The organism is Streptomyces vulcanius, assembly GCF_042653945.1.
GTDB lineage: Bacteria > Actinomycetota > Actinomycetes > Streptomycetales > Streptomycetaceae > Streptomyces > Streptomyces mangrovi.
This window is the reverse complement of sequence record NZ_JBHSFK010000059.1, coordinates 1-23,620: the sequence shown is the minus strand read 5'-3', so window position 1 is coordinate 23,620 and position 23,620 is coordinate 1. Positions and strand designations below refer to the sequence as shown.

Annotated in this window: 19 protein-coding genes; 15 read left to right on the top strand and 4 right to left on the bottom strand. The window is 72.9% G+C overall.

What is annotated here, in order from left to right; genetic code table 11:
- From ACFPIH_RS50945 to ACFPIH_RS50910, 8 genes are all read left to right on the top strand, one after another.
- On the top strand, nucleotides 1–891 hold the full coding sequence (locus ACFPIH_RS50945) for a fumarylacetoacetate (FAA) hydrolase (RefSeq protein ID WP_381179501.1): 891 nt from the start codon (nucleotides 1–3) through the stop codon (nucleotides 889–891).
- A complete protein-coding gene (locus ACFPIH_RS50940) occupies nucleotides 888–1,859 on the top strand; it encodes a PDR/VanB family oxidoreductase (RefSeq protein ID WP_381179498.1) in 972 nt (323 codons plus the stop codon). Before ACFPIH_RS50945 ends, ACFPIH_RS50940 begins: the two co-directional genes overlap by 4 nt.
- Nucleotides 1,860–1,905: 46 nt before the next feature.
- Nucleotides 1,906–3,117 carry an acyltransferase family protein gene (locus ACFPIH_RS50935; RefSeq protein ID WP_381179495.1) on the top strand — a complete coding sequence of 404 codons (1,212 nt, stop codon included), beginning with the start codon at nucleotides 1,906–1,908 and terminating at the stop codon, nucleotides 3,115–3,117.
- Between the two features lie 144 nt (nucleotides 3,118–3,261).
- Nucleotides 3,262–4,689 (top strand): MFS transporter, encoded by a 1,428-nt coding sequence (locus ACFPIH_RS50930; RefSeq protein ID WP_381179492.1) that lies wholly within the window; start codon nucleotides 3,262–3,264, stop codon nucleotides 4,687–4,689.
- Nucleotides 4,690–5,236: 547 nt separating this feature from the next.
- Nucleotides 5,237–5,614 (top strand): MarR family winged helix-turn-helix transcriptional regulator, encoded by a 378-nt coding sequence (locus ACFPIH_RS50925; RefSeq protein ID WP_381179489.1) that lies wholly within the window; start codon nucleotides 5,237–5,239, stop codon nucleotides 5,612–5,614.
- Nucleotides 5,615–5,679: 65 nt separating this feature from the next.
- A complete protein-coding gene (locus ACFPIH_RS50920) occupies nucleotides 5,680–6,390 on the top strand; it encodes a DsbA family oxidoreductase (protein ID WP_381179486.1) in 711 nt (236 codons plus the stop codon).
- A gap of 31 nt (nucleotides 6,391–6,421) precedes the next feature.
- Entirely contained in the window at nucleotides 6,422–7,639 is a 1,218-nt protein-coding gene (locus ACFPIH_RS50915; RefSeq protein ID WP_381179483.1) for a cytochrome P450, read from the top strand.
- Nucleotides 7,640–7,750: 111 nt separating this feature from the next.
- Nucleotides 7,751–7,960, top strand: a complete 210-nt coding sequence (locus ACFPIH_RS50910; protein ID WP_381179480.1) for a DUF5988 family protein — start codon at nucleotides 7,751–7,753, stop codon at nucleotides 7,958–7,960.
- A gap of 101 nt (nucleotides 7,961–8,061) precedes the next feature.
- Here the strand turns inward: ACFPIH_RS50910 and ACFPIH_RS50905 are convergent, their stop codons facing one another.
- Complete coding sequence (locus tag ACFPIH_RS50905) at nucleotides 8,062–9,021, bottom strand: ROK family protein (RefSeq protein ID WP_381179477.1); 960 nt, start codon at nucleotides 9,019–9,021, stop codon at nucleotides 8,062–8,064.
- A 146-nt stretch (nucleotides 9,022–9,167) separates the two neighbouring features.
- Here ACFPIH_RS50905 and ACFPIH_RS50900 point away from each other — a divergent pair, with 146 nt between their 5' ends.
- Entirely contained in the window at nucleotides 9,168–9,953 is a 786-nt protein-coding gene (locus ACFPIH_RS50900) for a thioesterase II family protein (protein WP_381179473.1), read from the top strand.
- 209 nt (nucleotides 9,954–10,162) lie between these two features.
- Here the strand turns inward: ACFPIH_RS50900 and ACFPIH_RS50895 are convergent, their stop codons facing one another.
- A complete protein-coding gene (locus ACFPIH_RS50895; RefSeq protein WP_381179470.1) occupies nucleotides 10,163–11,638 on the bottom strand; it encodes an MFS transporter in 1,476 nt (491 codons plus the stop codon).
- Between the two features lie 134 nt (nucleotides 11,639–11,772).
- Entirely contained in the window at nucleotides 11,773–12,945 is a 1,173-nt protein-coding gene (locus tag ACFPIH_RS50890; protein WP_381179923.1) for a 3-deoxy-7-phosphoheptulonate synthase, read from the bottom strand.
- Between the two features lie 209 nt (nucleotides 12,946–13,154).
- Here ACFPIH_RS50890 and ACFPIH_RS50885 point away from each other — a divergent pair, with 209 nt between their 5' ends.
- Both ACFPIH_RS50885 and ACFPIH_RS50880 read left to right on the top strand, forming a co-directional pair.
- Nucleotides 13,155–13,946 carry a hypothetical protein gene (locus ACFPIH_RS50885; protein ID WP_381179467.1) on the top strand — a complete coding sequence of 264 codons (792 nt, stop codon included), beginning with the start codon at nucleotides 13,155–13,157 and terminating at the stop codon, nucleotides 13,944–13,946.
- A gap of 161 nt (nucleotides 13,947–14,107) precedes the next feature.
- Nucleotides 14,108–15,160, top strand: coding sequence for a 3-dehydroquinate synthase family protein (locus tag ACFPIH_RS50880; protein WP_381179920.1), 1,053 nt, complete (start codon nucleotides 14,108–14,110; stop codon nucleotides 15,158–15,160).
- A gap of 47 nt (nucleotides 15,161–15,207) precedes the next feature.
- Here ACFPIH_RS50880 and ACFPIH_RS50875 read toward each other — a convergent pair whose 3' ends face one another.
- The gene (locus ACFPIH_RS50875; protein ID WP_381179464.1) at nucleotides 15,208–15,642 is read right to left on the bottom strand and encodes a type II 3-dehydroquinate dehydratase; all 435 of its coding nucleotides are present in this window, start codon (nucleotides 15,640–15,642) and stop codon (nucleotides 15,208–15,210) included.
- 187 nt (nucleotides 15,643–15,829) lie between these two features.
- On the opposite strand from ACFPIH_RS50875, the gene ACFPIH_RS50870 reads away from it, so the two are divergent.
- From ACFPIH_RS50870 to ACFPIH_RS50855, 4 genes are all read left to right on the top strand, one after another.
- Nucleotides 15,830–16,993 (top strand): DegT/DnrJ/EryC1/StrS family aminotransferase, encoded by a 1,164-nt coding sequence (locus ACFPIH_RS50870; protein ID WP_381179461.1) that lies wholly within the window; start codon nucleotides 15,830–15,832, stop codon nucleotides 16,991–16,993.
- Complete coding sequence (locus tag ACFPIH_RS50865) at nucleotides 16,990–18,729, top strand: HAD-IA family hydrolase (protein WP_381179458.1); 1,740 nt, start codon at nucleotides 16,990–16,992, stop codon at nucleotides 18,727–18,729. The genes ACFPIH_RS50870 and ACFPIH_RS50865 overlap by 4 nt, the downstream gene beginning before the upstream one ends.
- A 168-nt stretch (nucleotides 18,730–18,897) precedes the next feature.
- Nucleotides 18,898–21,753 (top strand): BTAD domain-containing putative transcriptional regulator, encoded by a 2,856-nt coding sequence (locus tag ACFPIH_RS50860; RefSeq protein ID WP_381179455.1) that lies wholly within the window; start codon nucleotides 18,898–18,900, stop codon nucleotides 21,751–21,753.
- Between the two features lie 237 nt (nucleotides 21,754–21,990).
- Nucleotides 21,991–23,620 (top strand): AAA family ATPase (locus ACFPIH_RS50855; protein WP_385879136.1); only part of this gene is annotated, 1,630 nt, incomplete at its 3' end.

Genomic DNA, 23,620 nt, shown 5'->3' with positions numbered 1-23,620 from the left:
ATGTCCGTCCTGTTCGAGAGCCTCTACGACGGTGAGCGCCATGTCGGCTTCGGCAAGCCGGCGCCGGGCGAGCACCTGACCCTGTACAAGACCGGTGAGGACCGGCTGCGGACGGCGTTCGCCGCGGGCGCCGGCCCGGAGGAGATCGCCGAGGCCGTCACCGCGGGCGCCGAGAGCGTCACGGTCGCGGCCGACGATCCCGCGCTGCGGCTGCTCCCGCCGCTGCTGCCCACGGCCACCGGCGACTCGCTGGTGAGCGGATTCATGCGGACGCACCGGTCGAAGTTCGAGACCGAGCCGCGGGAGGGCGAGGAGTTCGTCCCGCCGAACTGGTTCTTCAAGGGCCTCGGCTCCTGGCTGCGGCTGCCCGGCGAGACCCTCGTCGTCCCGGCCCGACCGGTCGCGCTGATCGAGGAGCCCGAGGTGGTGCTCGTCTACGTCAACGACGACGAGGGCACTCCGCACTACGCGGGCTACACCTTCGGCAACGACCTGTGCGACATCGGGCTCCATCTGAGCAACCCGGGCTGGAACCCGTACTGCAAGCTCTGCGACACCTCCGTCGCCCCATGGCTCTTCCTTGGGGAGCCGCCGGCGACGGCGAGCGGCCGGGTCACCGTCGAGCGGGAGGGCGCCGCCGTCTGGGAGGGCGGCTTCGACTGCGGCGAGGAGGCCCTGTACTTCAGGGTCCGCGACATGGCCGACCACCTGTTCTCGTTCCCCGCGGTGCGCCGGCCCGGCCTGGTGAACTACGTACTGCTCGGCGCCGACAAGGCCAGCTTCCACGACGGTTTCCGTATCGCGGACGGCGACCGGATCACGATCGACGTGAAGAGCCACGACGTGGTCTTCGGCAACGACGTCCGGTTCGGCGGTCCGGTCACGTCATGAGCGGCGCCCAGGAGCAGTCCGATCTGCTGGTGCACCGGATGACCCGGGAGGCGGCCGGTGTCCTCTCCGTCGACCTGGTGCATCCGCAGGGCAAGCCCCTGCCGGCCTGGACCCCCGGCGCCCACGTCGATCTGAGCCTGGGCGGGCTGGTACGCCAGTACAGCCTGTGCGGCGACCCGGCCGACGCCTCCCGCTACCGGGTGGCGGTGCTCAGGGACCCGGACTCGCGGGGCGGTTCGGCGTATGTGCACGACACGCTGCGGCCCGGCGGGCTGGTCGCCGTGCGCGGACCGCGCAACCACTTCGAGCTGGCCGACGCCGAGTCCTACGTCTTCGTCGCCGGCGGCATCGGGGTGACACCGCTGCTCACCCAGGCCCGCGAGGCCCGCGAACGCGGCAGGTCCTGGCAGTTCTGGTACGCGGGCCACAGCCGTGCGTCGATGGCGTTCTGCGAGGAGCTGAGCGTGCTCGCGGACGCGAAGTGCCAGGTGGTGCTCCACCCGAAGGACGAGTTCGGGCGGCTGGACCTCGACCGGGTGCTGGCCGCGGCGCCGGCGGGCGCACTGGTCTACTGCTGCGGCCCGGAGCGGCTCACCTCGGCCGTCCGCGCCGGATGCGCGGCGCTCGGCGTCGGGTGCCGGCTGCACGTGGAGCACTTCTCCTCGGCCGCCTCGGCCGCCGCCGAGAACGAGGGCGAGGAGCGGGCCTTCGAGGTGGAGTGCGCCCGCTCCGGCGTCACCGTCACGGTCGGCCCCGAGGAGTCGATCGTCGACGCCCTGGAGAACGTGGGCGTCGTGCTCGACGCGTCCTGCCGGGACGGCGTCTGCGGAACCTGCGAGGTCCCGGTGCTCGAAGGCGAGCCCGACCACCGGGACATGGTCCTCACCGACGAGGAGCGGGCCGCGAACGCCACGGTGCTCGTCTGTGTCGCGCGCTGCCGCTCGCAGCGCCTCGTGCTCGACCTCTGACCCCGGCCGGCCCCCACCCGGCGATCCTCTCAAGGAGTGACAGTTCATGAGCACCGAGCAGTTCACCGGCCGGGCCGTGCCCGGTCCGCCGGTCGCCGTGGCGCCCACGGCCCCGCCCGGCGCCGGGCAGGCCCCTCCAGGGCGGCCCCTGGCCTCCCGGCTTCCCACCCTCACCGGGCTGCGCGCCCCGGTGGCACTGGCCGTGTTCCTCTTCCACGCCTCGCTGCTGTTCCCCAGCATCCGGCTGCTCGCCGACGACTCGCAGGCCGAGGGGTTCTACCGGGCCGTCGCGCAGGTGGGCGGCCTGACCATGCCGTTCTGGTTCGCGCTCAGCGGGTTCATCCTGGTGTGGTCGCACCGCGGGAACCCCTCGCCGGCGGCCTGGTGGCGGCGGCGCTACGTCAAGATCGTGCCGCCGTACATCGTCGGCTGGATCCTGGCCCGGGTGCTGGTCGACGGTGCCGACGGGGCCCACACCACGACGGCCCAGAGTTTCCTGAGCTTCTTCATGCTCCAGTCGTGGGTGCCGGACGTGCCCACCAACTTCGCGGTGAACAACGTGAGTTGGTCGCTGTCCACCGAGGCGTTCTTCTATCTCGCGTTCCCCGCGCTGTACCCGCTGGTGCGACGCGTCCCGGCCGCCCGGCTCAAGTACTGGATCGGCGGGGTCGTGCTGGCGATCTGCGCGGTGCCGCTGCTCACCTACGCGGTGGTGCCGGTCGGTACCGCCGTGGTGCCCAACGAGCCCGCGCAGTCGGCCAACTACTTCTGGTTCGCGTACATCTTCCCGCCCACCCGGCTGCTGGACTTCGTGCTGGGCATGCTGGTGGCGCGCGCGGTGATGCTGGGGCGCTGGCGCAACATCGGGCTGGCCGGCTCGGGGGCGCTGCTGGTGGTGTCGTACGTCGTGGCGCTGAACGTGCCGATGCTGTGGGGCTTACGGGTGGCGTGTCTGCTTCCGGCCGTGATGGTCATCGCGGCGGGGGCGATGGCGGACAACGAGGGAACCTCCAGCGTGTTCCGCAACCGGTTCCTGGTCTGGCTGGGCGACATCTCCTTCGCCTTCTACCTCGTGCACTTCACGGTCCTGGAGTACACGCGAAAGCTGCTCGGCGACCGGCTCTTCGGCACGCCCGCGGCGATCGGCCTGCTGGCCGCGCAGTTCGCCGTGTCCGTGCTGCTGGCGTGGGCGCTGTACGTCTGCGTCGAGCGGCCGGTGACCCGCAGATGGTCCCGCTCCCGCCGGGCTCGCGTGTGACTCAGGTCACAGGAGCGAAGGGAAGGGCTGCCCTTCGCGGCCCAGTTGGACTCCGGCGCACACCACGTGGAAGCTGACTGACCGTCAGCCCTAGAGGAGGGTCTCGTGACGACTGCAACACCGGCCAGGAAAGCCGGACTCGTAATGTTCCTGTTGGCCTTTTCCCAGGTCATCATCTCCGTCGACTACAACATCGTGTACGTCGCGCTGCCCGACATCGGCGAAGCGCTGGGCTTCTCCGCCCAGTCCCTGCAATGGGTCGTCTCGGCATACGCCGTCTCCTTCGGCGGGCTGCTGCTGTTCGGCGGGCGCGCGGTCGACCGGCTCGGGGCCCGCCGGCTGTTCATGACCGGCCTGGTCTTCTACGCGGTCTCCTCCCTGGCCGGCGGACTCGCCTCCAGCCAGGCCGTGCTCATCGGGGCCCGGCTGGTGCAGGGCATGGGCGGCGCCTTACTCTTCCCCGCCGTGCTGGCCCTGATCGCGACCTCCTTCGAAGGACAGCAGCGCACCAAGGCGTTCGCGGTCTGGGGCGCGGCCGGCTCGCTGGGCCTCGCGGCCGGGGCACTGCTCGGCGGTGTGCTGACCGACATGGCCTCCTGGCGCTGGGTGTTCTTCATCAACATCCCGCTCGCGCTGGTCATCCTGATCCCGGCGCCGAAGGCGGTGCGCCCCGACGGCCCCGCGAACACCTCCGGCGGCTTCGACGTGCCGGCCGCGCTGCTGTCCACCGTCGGCGTCTCCGCGATCGTGACCGGTCTGGTGACCGGCCCCGACCACGGCTGGACCGACTCGCTGCCGGTGCTGGCGCTGGCCGCCGGCGTGGTCCTGCTCGTCGCCTTCTTCCTCACCGAGGCGAAGACCCGCAACCCGCTGATGCCGCTGCGGCTGCTGCGCAACCGGCCGCTGGTCGTCGCCATGGCGGTGCTCCTGGTGTTCCAGACGGCGCTCGCGGGCGCGTACTACGTCTTCACGACGTACGTCCAGCCGGTCCTCGGCTACTCCCCGATCCAGGCGGGCCTGGCGTTCCTGCCGCTGACGCTCTCCTCGATCATCGGTTCCGGGCAACTGGCACCGAAGCTCATGGAACGCTTCGGCCCTCGCACCACACTGCTCACCGGCATGATCGTCAATGGCATCGGCATCGGTCTGACCGTCGTGGTGATGACCACCGGCGGCTCCTTCTGGGCGCTGCTGCCGGGCTCGTTCGTCTGGGGCGTCGGCGGCGGGCTGGTCTTCGTGTCGGTGTTCGCCACGGCGGGCTCCGGCGTCGACGCCGAGGAGCAGGGCGTGGCCAGCGCCATGGCCTCCACAGCCCAGCAGGTGGGCGGCGCGGTGGGGCTCGCGGTGCTTGTCGCGGTCGCCAACTCCACCTTCACCGGCTCGTACGCCGACGCCGACCCGGCGGACGTCGTCGAGGGCCTGCGTCTGGCCGGCCTGATCGGCGCGGGCCTGCTGATCCTCGGCGGCCTGCTCGCCCTGGCCATCAGGAAGCAGCCCAAGCAGCCCACGGTGACGGCCGCGGCGTCCCCCGACACCCAGCCGGAGCCGGAAACCCAACACGCCCTCGGCTGACCAACCGACGAAACCCACAACCCGTCCGACGGCAGACACCACACCCCGGCCCCGCCCCGGAACCCGGCCGACGTGACGCCCCACCCACCGAAAACCACACCCACCGCCCATCGGGCACCCGAGCCGACTGGGGCCGGGGCCGACTCCGGAGCGGGGCCGGCTCCGGGCGGGGCACGAGAGCCGCGGCCACCGGGCACCACGCACCACCAGCCGACTCCGGGGCCGGGCCCGACTCCAAGCCCGGGTCCAGGCCCGGGGCCGGATCCGACTCCCGGGCCGGGCCGGCTCCTGGGCCCGGCGCGAGAGCCACGGCCACCGGGCACCACGCACCACCAGCCGACTCCGGGGCCGGGCCCGACTCCAAGCCCGGGTCCGGATCCAGCTCCGGGGCCCGTTCCGGGTCCCGGGCCGGCTCCGGACCCGCGGCCGGGGCCCGGGCGGCCGGGGCGGGGCGCGGGTGTGGGCTCCGGGCGTCGCGTGCCGGGGCCGGGGGGCTGGTGTCGGGGTGGGTGGGGTGTTGTCGGACGAGTTCAGGAGAGGTGTGGTCATGACGGTGGTCGAGTCGGGCCGGTGGCGGGAGCGGATCGTCGAGACCTGGCGGGTGGCGCAGGAACTCGACCGCGCGCTGGTGCGCGGGCACGGCATCACGTTGTCCGAGTTCCTGGTCCTGACCGCGCTCGACCGGGCCGGTACCCGGCTGAGGTCCAAGGACCTGGCCGAAGCGGTCGCCCTCTCCCCCTCGGCCGTCAGCCGTCTGCTCGACCGCCTCGAACGGGGCGGCCTGGTGGGCCGCAGGGCCGACCTGCGTGACCGCCGCGCCGCCGTCGTCCGGATCACCGACCCCGGCAGACGTACGGTCCACGCGGCCGCGGCGACCTTCGACGCGCACGTGGCCGCCCTCCAGGCGCCGACGCCGGGGCCCTGACCGCCTTGCCCCGCCCCCCGTTCCTGGTCCCCGAAATCCCGAACCCCGAAGAGGAGAACACCGCTGTGCGAGTAGAGATCTGGACGGACATCAGCTGCCCCTGGTGCTACGTCGGCCAAGCCCGGTTCGACAAGGCGCTCGCCGCGTTCGAGCACCGCGACGAGGTCGAAGTGGTGCACCGCTCCTTCCAGTTGGACCCCCGCCGCGTCAAGGGCGACGCCGAGCCCATCGTCGGCCACCTCATGAAGGGCAAGGGCTGGACCCGCGCCCAGGCGCTGGCCAACGAGGAGAATCTCAGGCAGCAGTCGGCGGCCGAGGGCCTCCCCTACGTCATGGGCCGCGACCACGGCTACACCTTCGACATGCACCGCCTGCTGCACTTCGCCAGGGAAGAGGGGCGCCAGCACGAACTGCTCGGTCTGCTCTACCGGGCCAACTTCGCCGAGGAGCGCTCGGTCTACGACGACGACGAACGCCTCGTCGAAATCGCCGTACGGGCAGGTCTCGACGCCGACGCCACCCGTGCCGTACTCGCCGACCCGAACGCCTACGCGGCGCACGTGCGGGCCGACCTCCGCGCGGCCCGGGCGGTCGGCGCCAACGGCGTGCCGTTCTTCGTGCTCGACGGGAAGTTCGGCGTGTCCGGCGCCCAGTCCACGGACATGTTCGCCCGGGCCCTGGACCAGGCGTGGCAGAGCCGCTCACCCGTGCGGGTCGTCGCCGGCGCGGTGGACGCGCACGTCTGCGGACCCGACGGCTGCCCGGTCCCGCACTGACAGCGCGCTTCGACGAGATGAGGAGTGAGACATGACAGCGCCCACGGATGCCGCGGCGGTCTCCCAGGAGATCCCGTTCCTCGACGTCCTCGACCCCGCGTTCCGTTTCGACACCCCGGAGGTGGCCCGGGCCCAGGCAGAGAACTGGTACGCCCGAACCCCCGTCGGACTGCTGGTCCTTCGGTACGCCGAGGCCCAGGAGCTCGTGCGGGACGGCCGGCTGACCCACAACGGCACGGGCTTCATGGAGCAGAACGGCATAACCGGCGGCCCCATCTGGGACTGGTTCGTGCCCGCCCTGGTCAACCACGACGGCGCGAGCCACCGCCGGATGCGCGGACTGGTCAACAAGGCGTTCACCCCGCGCATGGTGGAGGGGCTGCGCCCGCTCATCCGGGACACCTCGCGCCGGCTCGCCGCCGAACTCGCGCAGCGTGCCGAGGTCGATTTCTTCGACGAGTTCGCCGACGCCCTGCCCCTCGTGGTGATGACCGAGCTGCTCGGGGTGCCCGCCGAGGACTTCCCCGTCTTCCGTAGCTGGAGTTCCGACATCGGGCTGGTCTTCAGCCTGGCCCTCGGCGGCGACATCCCGGCCCGGGTGGAGGCCGCGGTGACGGGCCTGTACGGGTACGTCGACGCGCTGATGACCGACAAGGCCCGCGCCCCCGGCGACGACCTCATCTCCGCGCTGGTCGCCGCGCAGCGGGCGGAGGGCACGGTCACCCTGGAGGAACTGCGCAACCTCGTCGTCACGATGGTCTTCGCGGCCCACGACACGACCCGGCTGCAGCTGGCCAACGCCATGGTGACGTTCTCCGAGCACCCCGACCAGTGGGCGCTGCTGGGCGGCAGGCCCGAACTCGCCCCGCGCGCCGTCGAGGAGGTCATGCGCTGGTCGCCCTCGTCGAACGCCGTCTACCGGTACGCGGGCGACGCGTTCGAGTTCCGGGGGGAGACCTTCGACGCCGGCACCATGTTCATGATCGGCGTGCAGGCGGTGCACCGCGACCCTCGGGTGTTCCCCGGCGGTGGGACGTTCGACATCACCGCCACCCGGAAGAGTCCGGTGCTGCAGTTCGGCGGCGGCCCGCACTACTGCCTTGGCGCGCCGCTGGCCCGGATGGAACTGAGCGAGGCCCTGCCCGCGCTGGCCGAGCGGCTCGGCCCGCCGGCGGTCGCCGGACCGATCACCTGGCGGCCTGCCATCGGCATCACCGGTCCGAACGAACTGCCCCTGCGGTTCGGCTGACCTGGAGGACACTCGATCGGAAATAACGGGATGAATAGGGGTTATTCGGCGGGTCTGTCCGGGGTGACCATGACGTCAGTCCCACTGTTCGCCACATCGGAGGTTTGCGCCGTGCCGAATGTCAAGGCCCTGCTGGTGGGCGGTCCGTCCGCCCTTCCGGCCGAGGAACGCGTCCGTATCGCTCACTCCTTGACGGAGAAGATCAAGCACCGCTTCCTGGCCGGTTACGAACACTTCGTGCACGAAGGGGAGTTCAGGACGGTCGAGGGCCAGGAGCTGGCCGTCTTCCGCTGGACCGCCCGGACCGCCATCGCGGAGTGACCCGTACGCCAGGCGTCCCGCCGGACGAAGGTCCCGCGGCCCGGACTTCCGGACCGCGGGACCTTCGCGTGCGTGCGGGTGTGCCGGACGGCCGGCTCGGCTCAGCGCGGTGCCGGTGCCGGTGCCGGTCCGAAGGTGTCCCGTGCCAGATGTACCGCGCCGTACAGGGACGACAGACCTTCGAGCGCCGCCGGGACCACGGGAACGGGTGCGACGCCGGGACGGGCGAGCTCCCGTACCCGCGCGGCGACGGTCGCCACATAGCCCGGTACGCCCATGCCGAAGCCGCCTCCCACCACGGCGAGATCGGGACGGGCGAGCTCGGCCACCCCGGTCACGGCCGCCGCGAGAGCCCGTGCGCCCGCGTCGACCGCCGTCGTCGCCCAGGTCTCGCCGGCCCGCACGGCCGCGGTCAGTTCGGGGAAATCCACCGAGCGGCCGCGCAGCGCGGCGGCCCGCCGCAGGGTGGCCGGTCCCGAGGCGACGCCCTGCACACAGCCGGTCCTGCCGCAGTCGCAGCGGGGGCCGGACAGGTCGACGACGAGATGGCCGATCTCGCAGGAGCCCCGCTCCGGGCCCGGCCACAGCCGGCCGCCGTGCACCACGCCGCCGCCGACGCCGGTGCCCACGCCCAGATACAGGACGTTCGGGCAGCCGGCGGCGCGGGCCTCGGCGAGGGCGGCCAGGTCGCCGTCGTCGGCGCGCACGACGGGGACGCCGGGCAGCATGCCGTCCCACGCGGCCGTCAGGTCCAGTCCCGTCCAGCTCGGCCGCCCCGGCCAGGTGAGCACCGTGCCGGCCGGGTCGCAGATCGCCGGCAGGGCGATGCCGACGCCCTTGACGCCGGGCCCGCGGGCGAGCAGCGCCCTGACGCGGTCGGCGAGCAGTTCCAGGTCGGCGGCGGGGTCGCGGGCCTCGGGCCAGCGGAAGGTGTCCTCCGCCGGTTCCTCGCCCGTGTCGTCCAGGACACGCAGGGCGACCTTGGTGCCGCCGATGTCGATGCCGAGGTATCCGAGGGTACTGATCGTCGTCCCCTTCCGTTCGGCGCGTTTTCGGTACACCGGAAAGGTAGGGAACGGGAATCGTGCCGGACAACCCCTGAAATACCCCTGTCCCTATGGAATTCCCGGGAAAACGTCAGGGGTTGTCCATCTCGTCGTCGGCATTCATCGTGGTGTGACGAGAAAAGCCCTCGAAAGGACGACCCATGCCCCTTTCCCCTTCTGTTTCCACTCCTTTTTCGCAGCAGTGGATCCGCCGCTATCACCCGGCGCCCGGAGCGCGGACCGGTCTTGTGTGCTTTCCGCACGCCGGCGGTTCCGCGCCGTACTACGCTCCGCTGTCCGCCGCGCTGTCGCCGGGCGTCGACGTGATGGCCGTTCAGTACCCGGGGCGGCAGGAACGGCGGCAGGTCTCACCCGTCGACGACATCCACGAGCTGGCCCGGCTGTCGTACGAGGCGCTGGCCGGGGCCGGGCTCGGCGGGGCGGAGCGGCCGGTGGCGCTGTTCGGGCACAGCATGGGCGCGCTGGTGGCCTTCGAGGTGGCCCGCCTGATGGAACGGCACGGCGCCCGGGGGCCGTTGGCCCTGTTCGCGTCCGGGCGGCGGGCGCCGGGCCGGGTCCGGACGGTGGCCGACGTGCCGCGCGACGACGTGGAGATCGTCTCCGACATCCGCTCCCTGGGCGGCACCGACGCCCGGATCCTCGGGGATCCCGAGCTGCTCGGCATGGTGCTGCCCGCGCTGCGCAGCGACTACCGCGCTGTCGCCCGCTACCGGGCGGGCGCCGGCGCCCGCGTCGCGGCGCCGGTGGTGGTTCTCGTCGGGGACGCCGACCCGCACACCACCCACGAGGAGGCACAGGCCTGGCGCGACCACACGTCCGGCCACTTCGAGGCGCACACCTTTCCCGGCGGCCACTTCTACCTGGAGAGCGAGAAGGACGCCGTGGCGACGACGCTCTCCGAGACGCTCGGCCGCCTGAACGTGTGACGCCGTCCGCGAGGAGTTCCCGACGGTGCGGGTGGCCCCGCCGCCGGGAGCTCTTGCGCGCGCGTCCGAGGAAAGGGCACCGACGCGGGCCCTCGGGGTGGGAACACCGCGACGGCGGAACAGCCCACGCGAACGCGCCCGTTGCCGGGGGTGTTGACGGCTTCTGCCCCGGCCCGGTCGGCGGGCGGGGCAGAAGCCGTCGGAGGTGGTTACAGCGCCGGGACGTCCTTCCGGTCCGCGGTGACCTGTCGGGCGGACTGCCCCTGCTCGGTGGGGCGGGATGTGCGGAGCATGGCCGCGCCGATGACCAGGCCGACCAGGACGAACCCCGCGGCCAGGAGGAAGGCCAGGTGGTAGCCGCCGAGCAGGGCGGACGCCTCGCTCTCGCCGGACTCGGTGAGGGAGTCCGTGCGGGCCGTGACGAACGCGCTCAGGACGGTGAGTCCGATCGCGCCGCCGATCTGCTGCGTGGTGTTGAACAGCCCGGACGCGATGCCCGCCTCCTCGGGGGCCACGGCGCCCATGCCCAGCCCCATCATGGCCGGCGCGGCCATACCGAAGCCGAGGCCCATGACCAGGCTCGCGGGCAGGAAGTCCACGGCGTAGGTGCCGTCGACACGGGCGAACGAGAGCATCAGGAAGGCCGCGACGACCAGGACGAGCCCGGAGAACAGCATGGTCCGCTGCCCGAACCGGGTGATCAGACGGGCCGAGAACCCGAGGGAGACGGTCGCGATGACGACCGCGATGGGCACGAAGCCCAGGCCGGCCTCCAGCGGGCTGTAGCCGAGCACCCGCTGGACGTACAGCGTGCCGAAGAACAGCAGGCCGAACATGCCCGCGATCATCATGAACTGCACGATGTTCGCCGCGGTCAGACCGCGCGAGCGGAACAGCCCGAGCGGCAGCAGCGGCTCGGCCACCCGCGCCTGACGGACGACGAACCCGACGAGGAACAGCAGGGAGAGCGGGCCGAGGACGAGCGTCTGGACCGAGCCCCAGCCGGCCTTGTCGGCGTCGACGATGGTGTAGACGAGAAGCATCATGCCCGCGGTGACCAGCAGCGCACCGAGGAAGTCGGTGCCCTTGCCCAGACCCTGGCCGCGCTCGTCGGGGACCGAGCGCAGACCGACCAGGACGAGGACAACGCCGATCGGGGCGTTGATGAAGAAGATCCAGTGCCAGTTCAGGTACTCGGTGAGCACTCCGCCGAGCAGCGGGCCGACGGCGCCGCCGCCCGCCGAGGCGAAGCTGTAGGCGCCGATGGCCTGGGCCTGCTTGCGCGGCTCGGAGAACATGGTCGCGACCATGCCGAGGATGCAGGCGGACGCGATCGCGCCGCCGACGCCCTGGACGAAGCGGAACGCGATGAGCGACGACTCGTTGGTCGCGAAGCCGCAGAGCAGCGAGGCCGCTCCGAACAGCGCGATTCCGGTGAGGAAGACGGTCTTGCGGCCGATCAGGTCGCCGAGGCGCCCGGCCAGTAACAGCAGACCGCCGAACGGAATGACGTATGCGTTGACGACCCAGACGAGGTTGTCGGCGGAGATGCCGATGCCACGCTGGACGGCCGGCAACGCCACGTTCACGATGTTCTGGTCGAGAACGATCATCATCTGACCGATGCACAGCACCGCGATGGTCAACCAGGGTGAGCTGTGGGTGCGGGGGGCGGGCTGGCCCATATCCGGTTCGCCTCCAATAGGGCATTGTTTGTTACAGGAGCCATGATGCGTGCCTGACGGTGAGCGCGGAAGAAGGCACTTTGATGTGCCACGGACACAGGGATGTTCCTTTCACCGGAACATCCGTGTTCCGTTCAGCGGGCGATCAGCCGCGCTGTGCGCTGTGCCAGCGCCATGGCCTGTTCGACGTTGAGCCGGGGGTCGCAGGTGGATTCGTAACGGCCGGCGAGATCCGTTTCGGTGACCTCGCCGGGACCGCCCAGACATTCGGTCACCCGGTCGCCGGTGAACTCCAGATGGACTCCGCCGGGGTGGGTGCCGAGCGCCCGGTGGACCTCGAAGAAGCCCTCGACCTCGTCGACGACGTCGTCGAAGTGCCGGGTCTTGTAGCCCAGTGCGGACACCCGGGTGTTGCCGTGCATCGGGTCGCACTGCCAGACGACCTGGCGTCCGGTGGCGGCGACCCTTTCCACCAGGGCGGGCAGCACCTCCCGTACCCGGGCCGCGCCCATCCTGCTGATCAGGGTGAGCCGGCCGGGTTCGCCGTGCGGGTCGAGCCGCTCGGCGTACTCGGCCGCCTCGGCCGGCGTGGTGCCCGGTCCCAGCTTCACGCCGACCGGGTTGGCGAGCAGTTCGGCGAACGCGATGTGCGCGCCGTCGGGCCGCCGGGTGCGCTCACCGATCCACAGGAAGTGCGCGGAGCCGGCGTACAGCCGCCCGTCGGCCGGATCCACCGTCAGCTGCGGGCGTTCGTAGTCGAGCAGCAGCGCCTCGTGGCTGGTGTGGATTCCGGCGAAACGGCCGATGCGCAGCAGGTCGAGGGTGGCCCGTGCGGCGCGATGGGCCTCGACCATGCGGACCGGGTCCGGGACGCGCCCGTAGGGTTCCGGCGCCGCCGCGTTGACGAGGTCGCCGCGGTACACGGGCAGCCCGAGACCGTCGACGGCGTCGGAACGCGGCTTGGCGTACTGGCCGGCCAGCCGCCCGACCGGGACGACCGGCTTCCCGGTGGCCCCGCTCACCACCGCGGCCATCCTGAGCAGGGTGGCAGCGGTGCCGACGAGATGTTCCCGGGTCGCGTCGAAGGTCTCCGCGCAGTCGCCGCCCTGGAGGAGGAAGGCCTCCCCGCGGGCGACCAGCTCGGTCTGCCGGCGCAGGGCCCGGACCTCCTCGGGAGTGACGAGCGGGGGCAGGGTGGACAGGAACGCGGACACCGGCCGCGTCTGTCCGGGATCGGGCCAGGGCGGCTGCTGGGCAGCCGGCCTGCCGAGGGCCGCCGTGATCCTTTCGGACCATTCGGGCGGCAGGTTGGCGTCTTCCGCGGTGGACCGCGAGGAAAGAGTCGAATACACATCGCCATTAGAACTCCGGACCGATCCCCTATCCGTACCCCTAACAACTCCCTTAGTTCCCCTGCCCCGCCCGATATCACCAGTCGTCAATTGCGCACCCGGTCAGGAGATTATTACCGTCGACAACCGAATTGCTCATCCCTACGGTCGAGGTGGATACCGCTATGGCTCGGCAATGGTTGTTCGTGTCCCTGTACGGCGGCGCCGACGCGCCCCCGGGTCTGCCCACCGTGGTGCCGCGCGCGGCACGGATCGTACGGACGGGCGATCCGGGGGCGTGCTGTTTCTTCTCACGGCCCGACGATCCGACGGGCCGCTCCGTCGAGTTGTGGGTGGACGCGCGGGCCGACGTCCGGCGGGAGGTGACGCGGCTGCTGCGCGGTGCGCCCGAGCCCGGATGGCGGCTGTCGGCCGAGCGGCTGGTGGAGCGGCCGGTCGGCCATCCGCATGAGAGCGAACGGGATGTGCGCGACGAACTGGCCGCGGTGGCGAGCGAGTTCGCCCTGGCGGTACGGCCCGACGGCACGACGGCGGACGGGCCCGAGGGGTACGGCCTGGCGGTCGCCCATCTGCGGGGCCTCACCGGGCTGTTGCCGCGGGACGGGCGGGCGGGGTTCCTGTTCCAGTGCTGGCAGCGCTGGTCGGCGGGGCTGTCGCCGGGGCGGCGGGTGGAACTGGCCACGTCGGCGGAGTGGGGGGAGCCGGAACCGTCGGCGCCCGCACCGCTCACGGCGGCCCTCAAGACGTATCTGCACGGCATCGAGCAGGGGGTGCGCCGGCAGCGGCCGGGGTGCGGACTGCCCGAGCACTATCTGCTGTTCAGCCAGTCCGCCTCGGCCCAGGAGCGGATGGGTGTCCCGGCGGCCGTGAGCGCGTCCGCCGCTCTCGCCGTCCGTGCCGAAGTCGTCCGGGGGGCGTTCCGGGTGCCCGCCGCGGATGCCGGGGAGCGTGTATGAACATGGACGCGAACACACGGACGGGCAGGCCGGGCCGGCCGCACGGCCCCGCCGACGGATCGGAGCCGACGCGGATCGCCCCGCGCCGCCCGGACGAAGGCACGACCGGGGCATCGCACGTCGACGACCATGCCCTCGCCCCGCGCCGCCGGGACGAGGGCATGGTGGGGGCGGCCCGTGCCGGCGCCGGAACCGGAACGGTGCGGGTGGAGTTGGCTGAGCGGTCCTACGACGTGCACATCGGGTCCGGAGTCCGGGAGCGGCTCGCGGAGGCGGTCGCGGCTACGGGGGCGGGCCGGGCGGTGATCGTGTCGGCGCGGCCCGCCGAGATGGTGCCGGATCCCGGGGTGCCGTACCGGTTCGTGGCGGCGCGGGACGGCGAGGAGAACAAGACCCTGGCGACGGTTGAGGCGCTGTGCCGCGAGTTCGCCGACGCGGGGCTCGGCCGTGAGGACGTCGTCGTCTCCTGTGGCGGCGGCACGACGACCGACACGGTCGGGCTGGCCGCCGCGCTCTACCACCGGGGCGTCTCCGTGATCCATCTGCCCACGACCCTGCTCGCCCAGGTGGACGCGAGCACCGGCGGCAAGACGGCCGTCAACCTGCCCGAGGGCAAGAACCTGGTGGGCGCCTACTGGCAGCCCAGGGCGGTGCTGTGCGACACGGACCATCTGCGCACCCTGCCCGAGCGCGAGTGGCGCAACGGCTACGGCGAGATCGCCCGCTGTCACTTCATCGGCGCCGGTGATCTGCGCGGACTGAGCACCGTCGAGCAGATCACGGCGAGCGTGCGGCGCAAGGCCCGGATCGTCTCGGCCGACGAGCGCGACTCCGGTGTGCGGCACCTGCTGAACTACGGGCACACCCTGGGCCACGCGCTGGAGAGCGAGACCGGGTTCGGGCTCCGGCACGGCGAGGCGGTGGCCGTGGGCACGGTGTTCGCGGGCCGGCTCGCCGGGGCGCTGGGCCGTATCGGCGGCTCTCGCGTGGACGAACACCTGGACGTCGTACGGCACTACCGGCTTCCGTGGCGGCTGCCCGCGCGCACCGACCCGGACCGGCTGCTCGCCCTCATGCGCCGCGACAAGAAGGCCGCGACGAGCGGACCGGGTCAGCTGGCCTTCGTCCTCGACGGTCCGTCCGGCGCCGAGTTGGTGGCCGACGTGCCCGAGGCGGTGGTGCGGGACTGTCTGGGCGCCATGCCGCGCGACTGAACACCCCGGCGGGGAGGAGGCACCGGGCGCCTCCTCCCCGCCGCCCGTCAGTCCTGCGCCAGGGCCAGGAGCGCGCGGGCCGCGAGCCGGTAGCCCTGGGTTCCGAGCCCGGCGATGACGCCCTGGGCCAGGGGGGCGAGGACGGAGTCGTGGCGGAAGCTCTCGCGGGCGTGGATGTTCGAGATGTGCACCTCGATCCACGGCTGCGGATAGGCCGCCAGCGAGTCCCGCAGGCTCCAGCCCGCCATCATCAGGGCCCCGGGGTTCACAATGGCGCCCACGGTGTCCGGGTTGTCGTTGATCGTACGGACGAGCACACCCTCCGAGTCGTCCTGCACGCTGGTCAGCGTCCAGCCGCGGCCGGCGATCTCCTCCGCGACGGCCTTCTCGATGTCCGCCAGGGTGTCGGTGCCGTAGATCTCGGGCTGACGGCGTCCCAGAATGCCGAGATTCGGACCGTTGACCAGAAGTAGTCGATTCATGACGTCACCCTTTTCTCCGACGCTGCCGATCTGTTTCCAGCAGTCTTCCTGGAAAACCCCGGACACCGCTCCCCCGCTGGGGTTTCCGCTGGAATTCAGGGGGGTTCCAGGGGTGGGCCGACGCCTGATCGTCTCGTTAGTTTCAAGCAATCCCAGAAAAACTGAAGCGAGCAGAAGGACAGGGACCGTGGACGTTTCTCAAGAGGCTCCAAAATTCCCGGAGTGGCCGCAGTTCGACGACGCCGAGCGGGTCGCACTCGGCCGGGCCCTGGAGCAGGGCCAGTGGTGGCGGATGGGCGGCGGCGAGGTCTCCGCCTTCGAGCGCGAGTTCGCCGAGTACCACGGCTCGGAGCACGCCCTCGCGGTGACCAACGGCACCCACGCCCTGGAGCTCGCCCTCCAGGTCCTGGGAGTCGGCCCGGGCACCGAGGTGATCGTGCCGGCCTTCACCTTCATCTCCTCCTCCCAGGCCGCCCAGCGCCTCGGCGCGGTCGCGGTGCCCGTCGACATCGACCCGGGCACGCTGTGCCTCGACCCGGCCGCCGTCGAGAAGGCGGTCGGCCCGCGGACCGCCGCGATCATGCCGGTGCACATGGCGGGGCACGTCGCCGACATGGACGCGCTGGAGAAGCTGTCCGCGGACAGCGGGGTGCCGATCGTGCAGGACGCGGCGCACGCGCACGGCGCCCGCTGGCGGGGCCGCCGGGTCGGCGAGTTCGGCTCGGTCGCCGCGTTCAGCTTCCAGAACGGCAAGCTGATGACGGCCGGCGAGGGCGGCGCGGTGACCTTCCCCGAGCAGGGGCTGTACGACGAGGCCTTCCTGCGGCACAGCTGCGGCCGCCCGCCGACGGACCGCGGCTACTTCCACCAGACGTCCGGGTCCAACTTCCGGATGAACGAGTTCTCCGCCGCCGTCCTGCGGGCCCAGCTGGCCCGGCTCGACAGCCAGATCGAGACGCGCGAGCAGCGGGCCCCGCTGCTGTCCGGACTGCTGAGCGGGATCGACGGAGTCGAGGTACAGACCCGGGACGAGCGGGCCGACCGCAATCCGCACTACATGATGATGTTCCGCGTTCCGGGCATCACCGAGCAGCGCCGCAACCGTCTGGTCGACGCGCTGATCGAGCGGGGCCTCCCGGCGTTCGCCGCGTTCCGCGCGATCTACCGCTGCCCGGGTTTCTGGGAGACCGGGGCCCCGCAGGAGACGGTGGACGAGATGGCCGCCCGCTGCCCGGTCACGGAGGCCGTGTACACCGACACCGTCTGGCTGCACCACCGCACCCTGCTCGGCACCGAGCACCAGATGCACCGGATCGCCGAGATCGTCTCCGACACCCTGGGCTCGCTGTGACCGGCCGGCGGCCGACCCCGCCGGTGCGGGTGGCGGTCATCGGCGCGGGCTGGGCGGCGCGCTCCATCTGGCTGCCCCGGCTCGGCGCGCACCCCGGCTTCACCGTCGCGGCCGTCGTCGACCCCGCCCCGGACGCGCGCGCCGCCGCGGGCGGGGGCGCCCTGCCGTCGTACGCCTCGGTCGCGGAGCTGCCCGTCGACGCGGTCGACCTGGCGATCGTGGCGGTCCCGAACCATCTGCACGCGTCCGTGGCGGAGACGGTGCTGCGGGCCGGAGTACCGGTCTTCGTGGAGAAGCCCGTCTGTCTGACCTCCGACGAGGCCGACCGGCTGGCCGAGGCCGAGGCCGCGGGCGGTGCGGTGCTGCTGGCCGGCAGCGCTGCCCGGTTCCGCGCCGATGTGGGGGAGCTGCTGCGGCTGGCGGACACCGTGGGCGAGATCCGGCACATGTCGGCCGGCTGGGTCCGTGCCCGGGGCATCCCGGACGGGGCCGGCTGGTTCACCAGCCGGCAGCTGTCCGGCGGCGGGGCACTGGTCGACCTCGGCTGGCACCTGCTGGACGTGGTGGCGCCGCTGCTGCCGCCCGGCCGGTTCCGGCACGTCGTCGGGTCGTTGTCGGACGACTTCATCAACGACCCCGGGCTGCGGGCCGGGTGGCGCCGTGATCCGGCCGCCGGGAGCCGGGGCGACGTCGAGGACACGGCACGCGGGTTCCTGGTGACCGAGCAGGGCGTGTCGGTGTCCCTCACCGCGGGCTGGGCCTCGCACCAGCCGAGCGACGCCACCACCGTGGTCGTCGAGGGCAGTACCGGTGTCCTGTCTCTGACCTGCACCTTCGGCTTCAGCCCCGACCGGCGGGGCGGTCCGGTCCTGACCCTGACCCGACGCGGTACGACGGAGGCGGTGCCGGTGGCCGGGGAACCGGTCGGCGCCGAGTACGACCGGCTGCTCGACGACATCGCGAACCGCTGGTCGGACCGGGCGGTACGGGGCGCGGCGATCGGCGAGGCGCGCCGCACCGTCGACACAATCGAACGCCTGTACGCATCCGTGGCCCCGCCCGCACCGGCGGCGCGGCGGACCCGAAGGCCGCTGCGGGCCGTGGTCTTCGACCTCGACGGCGTCCTGGTCGACAGCTTCGGTGTGATGCGGCAGGCCTTCACCCACGCCTACCGCGAGGTGGTCGGCGCGGGCGAGCCCCCGTTCGCCGAGTACAACCGCCACCTGGGCCGTTACTTCCCGGACATCATGCGGATCATGGGCCTGCCGCCGGAGATGGAGGAGCCCTTCGTCCGGGAGAGCACCCGACTGGCCGGCGAGGTCACGCTCTTCCCCGGGGTGGAAGCGCTGCTGCGGCAGTTGCGGGACCACGGGATCGGGACCGCGGTGGCCACCGGCAAGGCCGGCTGGCGAGCCCGTCAGCTGCTGGCGCGGCTCGGCGTCGACGGTATGTTCGACCACGTCATCGGCTCCGACGAGGTACCCCGGGCCAAGCCCGCGCCGGACATCGTGCTGCGCGCCCTGCGGCTGCTGGACGTCGGCCCGGACGACGCGGTCATGGTCGGCGACGCGGTGACCGACCTGGCCGCGGCCCACGGGGCGGGCGTCCCGGCGATCGCCGCGCTGTGGGGCGAGACGGACGAACAGGCCCTGCTGGCGGCCGGACCGGACCTCGTGGCACGCAAGCCGGCGGAACTGGCCGAGTTCTGCCTGCCGGCCGGTTCGGCGCTGCGCTGAGCCCGGGCGGAGCGGAGTGCGATCCGCCTTCCGCTCCGCCCGGAATATCTCAGCGGAATGTCATGGATTTACAAATTCTGAAGAAAACCAGAAATGGACTTCGCTTTCGGGGGACGCTGAATTCCACGGCCGTTGAGGAACAAACCCGTGCGCGTTAGAGTCACCGTCATGAGGTTTCGCGTGCTCGGTCCCCTGCACGTGCTGCGGAACGACGTCCCCATTCCCCTGGGCGGAATGAGCCGGCGTGCGGCACTCGGCTATCTGCTCCTCCACACCAACGACGTCGTCTCCACCGGGCAGCTGCTGCACGCGCTGTGGGGCGAGGAACAGCCGCCCACCGCGCGCAAGATCCTGCAGAACGCCGTGTCCGGTCTGCGCCGGACCCTGACCGCCGCCTCGGGCGGGACGGGCTCGCAGGTGCTCCTCACCCACGCCCCCGGCTATCTGCTGCGCGCCGACCCCTCCGCCGTCGACCTGTGCGAGTTCCGTGAGCTGGCCCGGCGCGGGCAGAGCGCGCTCGCCCTCGGCCGCTGGGACGAGGCCGACCACCAACTGCGCCGGGCGCTCGCGCTCTGGAACGGTCCGGCGCTCGCCGACCTGGCCGACGGCGGCTACGACTGGCCGGAGCTCACCGCGCTGCGGAACGACCGCTCCACCGTCCTGGAGGACCGCATGGAGGCCGCGCTCGCCGCCGGCCGCCATCTCGGCATCCTCGGCGAACTGGAGGCCGTCGTCAGCGCCGAGCCGCTGCGCGAGCGCCTCTGCCGACAGCTGATGCTGGCGCTGTACCGCTCGGGGCGGCAGGCCGAGGCGCTCGGCGTGTACCGGCGCGCGCGCGCCGCGCTCGTGGCGGAGCTGGGCCTCGACCCCGGTCCCGAACTGCAGGAACTGGAACGGGCGATCCTCGACCACGACCCGGCGCTCCTGCCGTCGGGCGGGGCGCCGTTACGGCTCACCGCGTCCGCCGGGAGCGCGCCGGAGCCGGCGCGGACCGTCGCGGACCCTCCGGCATCCCTCCCCGCTCCTCGCGAGGAGCCCTCCGCCGACCCGGGACACCGCGAACAGAAACGGGTGTCCGTGCTGTTCGTGCGTACCGAGACCCCTGCCGGGGTCACCGCGCCGGAAGTGGTCGAGCAGGTGCTCGCCGAGGCGCGTGCGGTCGTAAGGGACCGGGCGCGCCGGGCCGGGGGGCGCGCCCTGGGGCAGCTGGGCCCCCTCACCCTGTGCGTGTTCGGGGCCGACCGGGTCCGGGAGGACGACGCGCGGCGGGCGGTCCGCGCCGGGGGCGAGTTGGCCGGGCACGGCACGCCGGGCTTCCGGCTGCGGGTCGCGGTCGCCACCGGGGAGGCGCTGGTGGCGGACGGCGCGACGGACGACGAACCCCCCGGTGTCACGGGCCGGCTGTTCCAGACCGGGCTCGACCTGCTGTTCGCCGCGACGCCGAACACGGTCCGGGTGTGCGACATGACACGGGAGCTGTGCGGGGAGCGGTTCGGCCTCGTCCCGGCCACGGAGGCGTCCGGCGGCCACGACATCGCCGTGGCGCGGCTCGACCCGCCGCAGGCGCCGGACGCTCGTACCGAACCGCCCTTCGTGCACCGCGACCGTGAACTGCACCAACTCGCCTGGTGGGCGCGGGAGGTACGGCGCAGTGGGCGGCCGCACCTGGTGACCGTGCTCGGCGAGGCGGGGATCGGCAAGAGCCGGCTCGTGCGGGAGTTCCGGCGCCGGCTGGCCGAGGAGGGCGGGCCGCGCTGTCTGGTCGGCGCCGCCCGGGGCCTCGCGCCCGAGGACCCGTACGTCTCACTGGCCGAGGTGGTGCGTTCGTACACCGGTGTCGTGGACGGCGACTCGGAGGTCGGCCGGGACCGGGGCCTGCGGGAGGCGGTGACCGGGCTCACGGGGCCGGGACGCGTCGCCGACCGGCTGACCGAGGGGCTGCGGCGGCTGCTCGGCCGTCCGGAGGGCCAGGCGTGCCGTGCGGTCCCCTCGCAGGGGGACGACACGGTGTTCGCCGCCTGGCGCGGATTCGTGGAGGAACTCGCCGCGCGGGAACCCCTGGTGGTCGTGCTGGAGGACCTGGAGCGGGCCGACGACGCGCTGCTCGCCTTCGCCGGGGGTCTGGTCGAGGCCGTGGGCGAGCTGCCGCTGCTCGTAATGGTCACGGCCCGGCCGGAACTCGCCGACCGGCCCGCCTACTGGGCCGCCGGCCGCCGGGACACCACCGTCCTCGCCCTGGAGCCGCTTCCGCGCCCGGCGACCCACGCCCTGCTGGCCGCGCTGCTGCCCGAGCCCCGGGACGCCCGTGCGGCGGAACTGCACGCGACGCTCGCGGAGAAGGCGGGCGGGAACCCGCTGTTCGCCGTCGAGTACGCCCGTGCGCTCGCCCCGCGTCCCGGCGAGGACGGGCCCCGTCCGGGGGCTCGGGTGCCCGTGCCCGCGGTGGTGCACTCGGTCGTCTCGGCCCGGATCGACACCCTGCCCGAGGCGGAGAAGTCGCTGCTCTACGACGCGTCGCTGTTCGAGGGCGGCTTCCTCGACCAGGAACTGACCGCGCTCGGCGACGGGGACGAGAGCCGGGTCCGTGCCGGTCTGGAGGTGCTGGAGCGGCGCGGCTTTCTCCGCAGGTGCCGACGCTGCCCCGAACTGAGCGCCGTGGAGTACCAGTTCGTGCACGACCTGGTCGCCGAGGTCGCGTACGCGCGGCTGCCGCACACCGTGCGGGCCGACCGGCATCTGCGGGCCGCCCGTTGGCTGGCCGGGCGGCCGGACCGGTCGCCCACCCTGGCGCTGCACCACTGCCGCCGGGCGGTGCACCACGCGGCGGCGGCCCGGCGTCCCGCCGGCGAGGTCTCCGGGCGGGCCGCCACGCTGCTCCTGGAGGCAGGGCAACTGGCCCGGGAGCGCGGGGCGGCGGCTGCCGCGGAGTACTACTACCAGGTGGCCCAGGAGTTCTCCGCCGTGGGCCGCCCCCAGAGGCTGCTTCAGCTGCGCCGGCCGCACGAGGTGAAGTCGCCCGCCTGACGGCCCCCGTCGCCCTTCGCCCCGTCGTTGTCTCCCCTCCACCTTCGGCGGACGTCCGGTGACGCCCACTGCCCGGCACCGGTCGGCGCCCGCGCCAACCGGCCGGTAATCGCCGGTCCACTCGCCGTCAAGTGCCCGTTGAATCAGCGATCCACCGCTCCGTAGCTTCGTCGTCGCGCACCAACTCCTTCTTGCCGACGGCGAGTTCGCTTACCTGGATTGCTGTGGAGAGTACTCATGCGTTTGATCGAGCGAGACGACCACCAGGCCCTGATCCGGTCGCTGATCCGTGACTCCCTGGCCGGACGGGGCCAGGTGCTGCTCCTGGAGGGAGTGGCGGCCGGCGGCCGTACGGCGCTGCTGGCCGAGACGGTGGCGCAGGCCGAGCGGGCCGGGCTGCTCACACTGCGAGTGGCCTGCTCACCCCTGGAGAGCGAGCTGACGGGCAGTGTGCTGAGCCAGCTCGTGCACGGTCTGCCGGACCCCGGTGAGCTGGCCGAGGCCGCGGTTCCCGACTATCACGCGTTCTGCCGAGCGGTTCTACGGGCGGCGGCACGAACCCCTCTGGTCATCGCGGTGGACGATGTGCACCACGCCGACGCCGCCTCCGTGCAGGGGCTGCTCTACCTCGCCCGCCGGCTGGGCACCGCGCGGGTGCTGCTGGTGGCGGCCTCCCGCCGGGACGACGGCGGCTTCGCCGAGGACTTCGCCACCGCGCTGCTGTCCGACCCCCGGGTACACCGGCTCGACGTGGCGCCGCTGTCCGCGGCGGGCACGGCCCGGCTGGTGGCGGAGCGGCTCGGCGAGGTCCCGGACGAGGCCGGGCTCACGGCGGAGTTCCACCGGCTCAGCGGCGGCAGCCCGGCGCTGCTCAAGGCACTCGTGGACGACTGGCGGCACGGCGGGACCGTCACCGAGCAGGGGTACGGGGGCGCCGTGGTGGATCTGCTGCGGCGCTGGGACGCGGGGGTGCTGCGAATCGCACGGGCGCTGGCGGTGCTCGGGGAGCACGGCACGCCGGACCGGGTGGCCGCCCTGGCCGGACTCGACCGGGACTCGGGCGCCGGGGCCGTGGAGCGCACCCTGGCCGTGCTGACCTCGGCGGGCGTGCTGCACGGCGGCAGGTTCCCGCACCCGGTCGCCGCGGCGGCCGTGGCGGGCACGGTCGCCGGGGCCGAGCGCGCGGCGCTGAACCGACGCGCGGCGCAGTTGCTGCACGCCCTCGGCGAGAGCGCCCCGGCCGTGGCCCGGCATCTCGCCGAGTCCCGGCAGCGTGTGGAGGCGTGGGCGGTGCCGGTGCTGGCGGAGGCGGCGGAGCAGGAGGTGCTCGCCGGGTACGGCGACCGTGCGGCCCGCTACTTCGAACTCGCCCACGAGGCGTGCCCGGACCCCGCCGGGCGCGCCGTGCTCCTCGACCAGCTCGCCGAGGCGGAGTGGCGGCTCAATCCGTCCGCCGCGCTGCGCCGGCTCCCCGCGCTGGTGGCCGCGGCGCAGACCGGTCTGCTGAGCCCCGAGCGGCTGCCCGGCCTGGTCCGGCGGCTGCTGTGGCACGGACGCCAGGCCGACGCCGAGACCGTGCTCGCCCGCCTGCGCGAGGCGACCGCGGCCGACCCCGCGCTCCAGGCGGAGACCCGGGGCCTGGACTCCTGGCTGAGGTTCACCTACCCCGGGCTCGCCCGCCACGGGTCGGCCCTGACGCCGACGCGGGGCACCCCCGGCCCCGCCCCGGCGGCCGAACCCGGCGCACGCCCCTGGCCGGGACCCCCGGCACGGCTCACGCCGGGCCCCCCGACGACAACCGAACCCACCTTCCACCCCACCGAACCCCCCACACCGACCCACCCCACCGAACCCCCGACACCGACCC

Coding starts and splice junctions, on each gene's coding strand:
- ACFPIH_RS50945 (WP_381179501.1), top strand. CDS start 1: ATGTCCGTCCTGTTCGAGAGCCTCTACGACGGTGAGCGCCATGTCGGC.
- ACFPIH_RS50940 (WP_381179498.1), top strand. CDS start 888: ATGAGCGGCGCCCAGGAGCAGTCCGATCTGCTGGTGCACCGGATGACC.
- ACFPIH_RS50935 (WP_381179495.1), top strand. CDS start 1,906: ATGAGCACCGAGCAGTTCACCGGCCGGGCCGTGCCCGGTCCGCCGGTC.
- ACFPIH_RS50930 (WP_381179492.1), top strand. CDS start 3,262: ATGTTCCTGTTGGCCTTTTCCCAGGTCATCATCTCCGTCGACTACAAC.
- ACFPIH_RS50925 (WP_381179489.1), top strand. CDS start 5,237: ATGACGGTGGTCGAGTCGGGCCGGTGGCGGGAGCGGATCGTCGAGACC.
- ACFPIH_RS50915 (WP_381179483.1), top strand. CDS start 6,422: ATGACAGCGCCCACGGATGCCGCGGCGGTCTCCCAGGAGATCCCGTTC.
- ACFPIH_RS50900 (WP_381179473.1), top strand. CDS start 9,168: ATGCCCCTTTCCCCTTCTGTTTCCACTCCTTTTTCGCAGCAGTGGATC.
- ACFPIH_RS50895 (WP_381179470.1), bottom strand. CDS start 11,638: ATGGGCCAGCCCGCCCCCCGCACCCACAGCTCACCCTGGTTGACCATC.
- ACFPIH_RS50885 (WP_381179467.1), top strand. CDS start 13,155: ATGGCTCGGCAATGGTTGTTCGTGTCCCTGTACGGCGGCGCCGACGCG.
- ACFPIH_RS50880 (WP_381179920.1), top strand. CDS start 14,108: ATGGTGGGGGCGGCCCGTGCCGGCGCCGGAACCGGAACGGTGCGGGTG.
- ACFPIH_RS50875 (WP_381179464.1), bottom strand. CDS start 15,642: ATGAATCGACTACTTCTGGTCAACGGTCCGAATCTCGGCATTCTGGGA.
- ACFPIH_RS50860 (WP_381179455.1), top strand. CDS start 18,898: ATGAGGTTTCGCGTGCTCGGTCCCCTGCACGTGCTGCGGAACGACGTC.